The organism is Kineococcus glutinatus (assembly GCF_039542765.1).
Lineage (GTDB): Bacteria > Actinomycetota > Actinomycetes > Actinomycetales > Kineococcaceae > Kineococcus_A > Kineococcus_A glutinatus.
Window position 1 is genome coordinate 1 of sequence record NZ_BAABIL010000123.1, and the last position, 8,702, is coordinate 8,702.

Genomic DNA, 8,702 nt, shown 5'->3' on the forward strand with positions numbered 1-8,702 from the left:
GCCGCGCGCTGGCCGACCCGCCGGCGGTGGCGGCGGCGGTGGGCGGGCGGGGGTGGGTGGCCCGCAGCCACGACGTGCGGGCGGCGGCGGAGCGGCTGCGGTCGCGCTACCGGGAGCTGGTGCGGTGAGCGGGGGGCCGGCGCGGTGAGCGGGTCCGGCCGGCGGCGGGTGCCGGTGCTGGCGGTCGCGGCGGGTCTGAGCGTGGTGGGGGTGCTGCTGGCGGGCCTGACCCGCACGGGCTACAACCTGCTGGTCTCGAACCTGCGCGGTGAGGAGGTGCTGGGCGTCCTGGGCCCGCAGATCGCGCTGGCGGTGCTGGCGAGCATGCTGTGGCCGGCTGCGGCGGGGGCGGCGGCGTCGAAGTTCACGGCCCGGGCGCTGGGGGCGCGGGACGCGGCGCAGGTGGCGGCGCTGGCGCGGCACCTGCGGCGGCGGACCCTGGCCACCGGGGCGGTCTCGGCGGTGCTGGTGGGGGCGTGGGCCGGGCTGCGCCGTGGCGACGGGGTGGGCCCGGCGCTGGCGGTGGCGGCCCTGGCGATGGCCTACGCGGGGTACCTGCTGAGCCGGGGGACGCTGCTGGGGCACGGGCGGGTGGCGCGCGCGACGGCGTGGGAGGGCGTGGCGCTGGTGCTGGCGCTGGGCTGCCTGCTGGTGCTGCTGCTGACGGGTGCCGCGCTGCCGCTGCTGCTGCCGCTGGCGCTGGGGTACGCCGCGTACGCGGTGGCGGGGTGGCCGCGGGCGCGGGGGGCGGGTCCGCTGCCGCCGGGGCTGCGGCGGGAGGTGGACGCCTTCGTCGCGTGGGGCGTGCTGGGCAACGTGGCCAGCGCGGGGCTGCTGCAGCTGTGCCTGGTGGTGGCGGGGGAGGCGGTGCCGGCGCGGGAGGCGGGGTTGCTGGCGGCGGCGGTGACGCTGGCGACGCCGGCCTCGATGCTGGCGCGCTCGCTGGTGCAGGTGCTGTTCCCGGCGATGGCGCGCAGCGCGGGGGCGGGGGACGCGGCGGCGGTGCGCCGGCAGGCGGACCGCGTCACGCGGGGTGCGGTGGCGGTGTTCGTGCCGCTGTTCGCGGTGCTGGTGCTGGGGGCGCGGCCGCTGCTGCGGCTGGCGGGGGAGGACTTCGCCGGTGGCGTGCCGGCGCTGCGGGTGCTGCTGGTGGCGGTGCTGCTGACGACGCTGCCGGTGGCGGCGGTGGCGGCGCTGACGAGCGGTGCGGCGCGCGGCATCCGGTCCTCGGCGCTGATGAGCACGGCGGGGTTCGCCGTGGGGGTGGGGGCGCTGGCGGTGCTGGCGGGGCCGTTCGGCGTCACGGGGATCGCGGTGGCGTACCTGCTGGGGGCGGCGGTGACGTCGGCGCTGCCGTGGGTGGTGGTGTGGCGGGCGCAGGGGCAGCGCTGGGCGGGGCCGACGCTGCGGGTGGTGGCGGCGGTGGCGGCGCTGGTGGCGCTGGTGGTGGTGCAGGAGGAGGCGGCGGCGACGGCGTGGTGGGCGCCGGTGGTGTCCTCGGCGGTGTTCTGCGCGGGCTGGGTCCTGCTGTCGTGGGGTGACGTGCGCGGGGTGCTGGGGTCGCGGGGCCCGGGGGCCGCGGGGGGCGCGGATACGCTGGCGCCGTGAGCGGTGGTGGCAGGTCCGCGCTGGCGGCGCTGGGGTCGATCGCGTCGCAGACCCGGCGGGAGCTGATCCACGCCCGGTTGCGCGAGGCGATCAGCTCCGGTGACCTGGCTCCGGGCACGCACCTGGCGGAGGTGGAGCTCAGCGATGCGCTGGGCGTCAGCCGCGGCACGTTGCGCGAGGCGCTGCGCCAGCTGCAGCAGGAGGGTCTGCTGACGTCCGACAGCCGGGGGAGGCTGTCGGTGCGCGTGGTGACCGAGCGGGAGGTGGAGGAGATCTTCGCCGTCCGCCACGCGCTGGAGAGCCTGGCGCTGGAGTCGTTGTGCACCCGGCAGGACCGCGGGGTCGCGGCGGGGCACCTGCGGCAGGCGCTGGAGGTGCTGCGCGGCAGCGAGGGTGACGTCCTGGCCCAGCTGGACGCGGACCTGGCGTTCCACGAGCGGCTGTGCGCGCTGAGCGAGAACCGGACGCTGCTGCACAGCTGGCGCTCCGTCAGCGGGCTGACCCGGGCGGCGATCACGGCGGCCGGGCCGCAGACGGCGCTGCACAACATGGCCTACGAGCGGCACGCGCCGATCGTGGGGTTCGTGGAGGCCGGCGACGCCGCGGGCGGGCGGGACTTCCTGCGCACCCACATGGGCGAGGCGGCGGCGCGCATCGAGCGGCGGATGCGGGAGCGCGCCGTCGCCGGTTGAGGCGCGGCAGGCGGTCCGCCGGGACTTGACAGGAGGCGGGAGCCGGGTGCGACAGTGTCTTGTCGCACTGTTGACAGTGGGACAGTCGACACATCCGACTGAGGCCCGCAGACGCGCCCCGCCCTCGAAGGAGATGGCTGTGACCACACCCACCGGTCGGACCGCCGGCCGCCCCGTGCTGGGCACCGAGCACAAGAAGCGGGTGGCGATCGGCAGCGCCGTCGGGACCACCGTCGAGAACTACGACTTCATCGGCTACGGCACCGCCGCCGCGCTGTACTTCGGCGACGCCTTCTTCCCCGACAGCGACCCGACCACCGCGCTGCTGCTGTCCTTCGGGACCCTCGGCATCGGGTTCGCCGCGCGCCCCCTGGGCGGGATCATCGGCGGGTACCTCGGCGACAAGGTCGGGCGCCGCCCGGTCCTCATCGCCTCGCTGCTCGTCATGGGCGTGGCCACCGTCGTCATCGGGGCCCTGCCGACCTACGAGACCGTCGGCATCCTCGCCCCGATCCTCCTCGTCACCGTCCGCGTCATCCAGGGCCTCGCCTTCGGCGCGGAGTGGGGCGGGGCGATCCTCATGACCTACGAGCACGCCCCGTGGAAGCGCAAGGGCGCGTACACCGCGATCCCGCAGGCCGGGTTCCCCCTCGGGCTGCTGCTGGCGAACCTGGCCTTCCTGGCCAGCGCCGGCCTGCCCGGCGACTGGGCCTGGCGCGTGCCGTTCCTGCTGAGCTCGGTCCTCATCGGGGCCGGGATGTACATCCGCCTCAAGGTCGAGGAGTCCCCGGAGTTCGAAGACGCCAAGGAACACGGCCAGCTGGTGGCGAACCCGCTCGCGCAGGTGCTCCGCCAGGACTGGCGCAACCTCGTGCGCGCCTTCGGCCTGCGCGTCGCCGAGACCGCCGGCTACGCCGTCTCGATCTCCTTCGTCACCTCCTACGTGCACTCCGAGGGCCTGGCCACCCGCCCGCAGACCATCCTCGCGATCGTCGTCGCCGCACTCCTCGGGTTCCCCGCCACCCTGCTGTGGGGCCACCTCACCGACCGGGTCGGGCGCAAGCCGGTGTACGTGTTCGGCACCTCGCTGATGCTGGTGTTCGGCATCCCGATGTTCCTGCTGGTCAACACCGGCTCCCTCGGCGCGATCATCGCCGTGTTCGTCATCGCCTTCGTGTTCTGCCAGAACTCCCTGGGCGGCACGCAGGGCGCCTGGTTCGCCGAGCTGTTCTCCACCGAGACCCGTTCCTCCGGTGCCTCGCTGGCCTACCAGCTGGCCGCCGTCATCTCCGGTTTCACCGCGTTCTGGGCCGTCTCGCTGCACTCCGCGTACGGCTGGACGGGCCCGGCCGTGCTGTTCGTCGTCTACGGCGCCGTCGGCCTGGTCGCCGCGCTGGCCACGCCGGAGACCTTCGACCGGTCCCGCCGCGCCGAGGTCGAGCGCGCCACGGCCGCCGCCCGGCAGGACCCGGCCGCCCTCGCGGCGCCCGTCGCCTGACCCACCCCCGATCTCGGACGCCACACCCCGCCACCAGCAGAGAAGGACCGACATGAGCTACCAGACCGGCACCGGCCCGCGCACCGCCGTCGTCACCGGCGCCGCCTCGCCGCGCGGCATCGGTTTCGCCGTCGCCTCCCGCTTCGCCGCCGAGGGCTGGCCCGTCGCCCTGCTCGACATCGACGCCGCCGGCGCCGAGGCCGCCGCCGACAAGATCGCCGGCGAGTTCGGCACCCGGGTCGTGGGCATCGGGGTCGACGTCACCGACGAGGACTCGGTGGCGCGCGCCGTCGAGGCGCTCGCCGCCGCCGGTCTGCCGCCGGTGGGCGCGCTGGCCAACATCGCCGGTGTCGCCTCGCCCGTGCCCTTCCTCGAGGTCGACATGCGCGAGTGGCGCCGGGTGGTCGACATCAACCTCACCGGCACGTTCCTCACGTGCCGTGCCCTGCTGCCGCAGATGCTCGAGCACGGCTACGGGCGCATCGTGAACATGTCCTCGGTCTCCGCGCAGCAGGGCGGCGGGGTGTTCTCCAAGACGCCGTACTCGGCGGCGAAGGCGGGCGTCCTGGGCCTGACCCGCTCGCTGGCCCGGGAGTTCGCCCCGCAGGGCATCACCGTCAACGCCGTCAGCCCCGGCGTGGTGGACACCGACATCCGCGCCGGTGCGACCGACGAGGCCAACGAGGCCGCGCTGGCCGCCGCCGTGCCGCTGGGCCGGCAGGGCACCCCGGCCGACATCGCCGCGCTGGTGGTGTTCCTGTCCAGCGAGGACGCCTCCTACATCACCGGCACCACGCAGAACATCAACGGCGGCTCGTACATCGCCTGAGCGGCCAGGACGGAGCCCAGCCCGTGAGCACCACGACCACCGCGAGCGCGACGGCGCGGCGCATCGCCGTCTCCACCATCACCTTCCGGTTCCGCCCGCTGGCCGAGGCCCTCGAGCTCATCGCGGCCACCGGTGCGGTGGAGGTGGACCTGGGGGCCATCCCGGCCGTGACCGACCACGTCCCGGTGCCCTTCACCGGCGAGCCGGCCGGCTACGTCGCGGCGCTCGCGGCGCACGGCCTCACCGCCGGGGCGGTGAACTCCGACGTCGGACCGCTCAACGACCCGGCCCTGGACGCGGACACCCTCACCGCCACCGCGCGCCCGCTCGTCGCGCTGGCCGCGGCGACCGGCGCGGCGCTCGTCGTGCCGTGCGGCGGGCCCTCGTGGGAGCCGTACACCGACGAGGAGGCCGACCTGGCGCGGGTCGTCGCGAACCTGCGGCTGCTGTCCCGGCTGTGCGCGGAGCAGGGGGTGCGGCTGCTCTGCGAGGTGCTGCACCACCGCCGCTGGGTGCACGACGTGGCGCGCGCCGACCGGGTGCTCGACGCCCTCGGCCACGAGGAGCTGGGGCTGCTGCTCGACGTCTCCCACCTCGTCGCCTCCGGGGAGGACCCCGTCGCCTGGGCCGCCCGCCACGCCGACCGCGTCGAGCGCGTCCACCTGCGCGACGCGGTGCCCGGCGACCTCAACCTCGGCATCGGCCGCGGGCAGGTCGACTTCCGCGGCGTGATGACCGCCCTGGAGGAGCGGGGTTTCGCGGGCAGCTACGTCCTGGAGCTGGAGACGCACGACGTCGCGGAGGCCGAGCGCCTCGCCGACGACCAGCGCTCGCGCGACGCGATGGTGGCGCTGCTCGGCGAGGTGTCGCCGGCCTGAGACGCCCCGCGGGGCGGCCGGAGCGACCGGGCGCCCCGCGGTGGCAGCACGCGCCGCCGGGTGCACCCGCGCCGTCCCGCGCGGGTGCACCCGGTCCGGCGGGCGGTTCCGCGTCGAGCCGGTCGGTACTGCTCACGCCGATCACCTCCGACCCACCCGGCGCCTCCGAACTGTGCAGTCTGCCCAGTTCCGCCGCCCCGCGTTGACGCATCCGCGCGCACGGTCGCAGTGTGGGGCCACGGAGCACCGGCGTCGGTGCCCGGGAGGGGGTCCCCGTGACCGACACCGCCGAGCGCACCGCTCCCGCGGGCGGGCACGCCCCCGACCTCGCCGACCGCTACCGCGCCGGCGCCCACCCCGTCCTGCTCACCGGCGTGCAGGCCGTCGCCCGCCTGCTCGTCGAGCAGCACGCCCGCGACGCCCGCGCCGGGCTGCGGACGGCGAGCTTCGTCTCCGGCTACCAGGGCAGCCCGCTGGCGGGCCTGGACCGCACCCTCGCGGCGGTCCCCGAGCTGCGCACCCGGCACGACGTCCACCTCGTGCCCGCCGTCAACGAGGAGCTGGGCGCCACCGCGGTGTGGGGCAGCCAGACGGAACTGCCCACCGGCCGGCGCAGCCACGACGGCGTCGTCGGCGTCTGGTACGGCAAGGGCCCCGGCCTCGACCGCGCCGGCGACGCGATCCGGCACGCCTCGATGTACGGGGTGCACCCGCGCGGTGGCGTGCTGGCGCTGGTCGGCGACGACCCGGCGTCGAAGTCCTCCACGGTGCCGTGCGCCAGCGAGCGCACCCTCGCCGCGTACGGCCTGCCGGTCCTCTTCCCCCGCGACGCCGCCGAGCTCGTCGTCCTCGGCCTGCACGGGGTCGCGCTGTCGCGGGCCTCGGGGTGCTGGGTCGGGATCAAGGTCGTCTCCGACGTCGCCGACGGCCTGTTCACCCTCGACCTCGATCCCGCGGGCCTCCGGATCCGGGTGCCGGAGCTGCAGTGGGAGGGCCGGCCCTGGACGTACGCGCAGCGGCGGATGGCCGCACCGCCGGACAGCCTGCTCGCGGAGGCCGACCTGCTCGGGCCGCGCTGGGCGGCGGTCGAGGCCTACGGCGCGGCGAACCCGCTCGACGAGGTGGTGGTCGACCCCACCGACGCCTGGCTCGGCATCGCCGCCGCCGGCTCGACGTTCGACGCGGTGCGCCAGGCGCTGGCCGACCTCGGGCTCGGCGACGGCGACCTGCACCGCGCCGGGATCCGGCTGCTGCGCATCGGGATGCCGTACCCGCTGGGGCGCACCGCGCTGACCCGTCTCGCCCGCGGCCTGGAGCAGCTGCTCGTCGTGGAGGAGAAGTCGGCGTTCGTCGAGCAGCAGGTGCGCGACCTGCTCTACGGCAGCGCCCGCGCGCCGCTGGTGTGGGGCAGGCGCGGCCCCGGCGGGCGCCCGCTGGTGCCCGCCGGCGGTGCCCTGAGCGCCGACCGGCTCACCGGGCCGCTGCGCACCCTGCTGCGCGGCCGGGTGGAGCTGGCCCCGCCGCCCGCGCCGCGCACCGCCCTGACGCTGACACCGCTGCCCGCGGGCGGCGCCGTCCGCACGCCGTACTTCTGCAGCGGCTGCCCGCACAACCGCTCCACCGTGCTGCCCGAGGGTTCCCTGGGCGCCGGGGGGATCGGCTGCCACACGATGGTGACGCTGTCCTCGCGGGCGGGCGCGCAGGTGACCGGCCTGACGCAGATGGGCGGCGAGGGCGCGCAGTGGATCGGGCAGGCGCCGTTCACCGACGTGCCGCACGTCTTCCAGAACGTCGGGGACGGCACGTTCTTCCACTCCGGCCAGCTGGCGGTGCAGGCCTGCGTCGCGGCGGGGGTGAACATCACCTACAAGCTGCTGTTCAACCACGTCGTCGCGATGACGGGCGCGCAGGACGCCACCGGCGGGCTCGACGTACCCGCCCTCACCCGCAAGCTGCACGCCGAGGGCGTGGCCCGCACCATCGTCTGCGCGGACGAGCCGGACCGCTACGGCCGCTCGGCGCGCTTCGCCCCCGGCACCCTCCTCTGGCACCGCGACCGCCTCGACGAGGCGCAGCGGCTGCTGCGCGGCGTGCCCGGGGTCACCGTTCTCGTCTACGACCAGGTGTGCGCCGCCGAGGCGCGGCGGCTGCGCAAGCGGGGGCTGCTGCCCGAGCGCACCACGCGCGTCGTCGTCAACGAGGCCGTCTGCGAGGGCTGCGGCGACTGCGGCCGCAAGAGCAACTGCCTGTCGGTGCAGCCGGTGGACACCGAGTTCGGCCGCCGCACCCGCATCGACCAGACGTCGTGCAACACCGACCTCACGTGCCTGCAGGGGGACTGCCCCTCGTTCGTGACCGTCACGGTCGACCCCGCCCGCGCCCACCGCCCGCGCGCGGTGCCCGAGGCGCCGGCCGTGCCCGGGGCGCCGGTGCCGGTCCTGCACCCGGACCTGCACCCGGCGCACGACGTGTTCCTCGCCGGCATCGGCGGCACGGGCATCGTCACGGTCAACGCGGTCCTCGCCCAGGCGGCGCTGCTCGACGGGCTGCGGTGCGCGGGCCTGGACCAGACGGGGCTGTCGCAGAAGGCGGGGCCGGTCACCTCCCACCTGCGGCTGTCCGACCCGCGGGCGGCGCAGCGCGACCCGGGGGCCGTCGCGGCCAACCGGGTCAGCGCCGGGCACGCCGACGCCCTGCTCGCCTTCGACCTGCTGGTGGCAACCGACGCGCGCCACCTCGCCGTCGCCGCACCGGGGCGGACGGTGGCGGTGGCCTCGACGAGCCGGACGCCCACGGGGGAGATGGTCCACGACGCCGCGCTGCGGCACCCCGGCGCCGGGCCGCTGCTGGAGCGGCTGGCCGCGGCCGGCGCCCGGGTGCACGCCCTGGACGCGCTGGCCGCCTCCGCGGCGCTGTTCGGCACGACGGCGGTGGCCAACCTGCTGGTCGTGGGAGCCGCGTTCCAGGACGGCGGGCTGCCGCTGCGGGCGGCGAGCGTGGAGGAGGCGATCCGGCTCAACGGCGTGGAGGTCGCCGCCAACGTCGCGGCGTTCCGCTGGGGCCGGGTGGCCGTCGCGGACCCGGCCGCCTTCGCCGCCGCCACCGCGACGGCGCACCGGCGGCCGGCGGACGGTGCGGACCTGCTGGCCGGGCGCGTCCTGGCGGGGGAGACCCGGCGGCTGGCGGGGGTGCGGGCG

The 8,702-nt window shown here is 76.6% G+C and carries 6 protein-coding genes; all 6 read left to right on the forward strand.

Translation table 11 applies throughout. From position 1 onward, the window contains the following. Nucleotides 1-144: 144 nt before the first annotated feature. Nucleotides 145-1,608, forward strand: coding sequence for a lipopolysaccharide biosynthesis protein (locus ABEB16_RS05630; protein WP_345711286.1), 1,464 nt, complete (start codon nucleotides 145-147; stop codon nucleotides 1,606-1,608). Further along, a complete protein-coding gene (locus ABEB16_RS05635) occupies nucleotides 1,605-2,300 on the forward strand; it encodes a GntR family transcriptional regulator (protein ID WP_345711287.1) in 696 nt (231 codons plus the stop codon). Before ABEB16_RS05630 ends, ABEB16_RS05635 begins: the two co-directional genes overlap by 4 nt. 133 nt (nucleotides 2,301-2,433) lie before the next feature. Beyond that, a complete protein-coding gene (locus tag ABEB16_RS05640; RefSeq protein WP_345711288.1) occupies nucleotides 2,434-3,798 on the forward strand; it encodes an MFS transporter in 1,365 nt (454 codons plus the stop codon). 52 nt (nucleotides 3,799-3,850) lie between these two features. After that, nucleotides 3,851-4,627: an SDR family NAD(P)-dependent oxidoreductase gene (locus ABEB16_RS05645; RefSeq protein WP_345711289.1), complete on the forward strand. Its 777-nt coding sequence runs from the start codon at nucleotides 3,851-3,853 to the stop codon at nucleotides 4,625-4,627. Nucleotides 4,628-4,650: 23 nt separating this feature from the next. Then, entirely contained in the window at nucleotides 4,651-5,505 is an 855-nt protein-coding gene (locus ABEB16_RS05650) for a sugar phosphate isomerase/epimerase family protein (protein WP_345711290.1), read from the forward strand. A gap of 275 nt (nucleotides 5,506-5,780) precedes the next feature. Continuing rightward, a partial coding sequence (locus ABEB16_RS05655) for an indolepyruvate ferredoxin oxidoreductase family protein (protein WP_345711291.1) occupies nucleotides 5,781-8,702 on the forward strand: 2,922 nt, incomplete at its 3' end.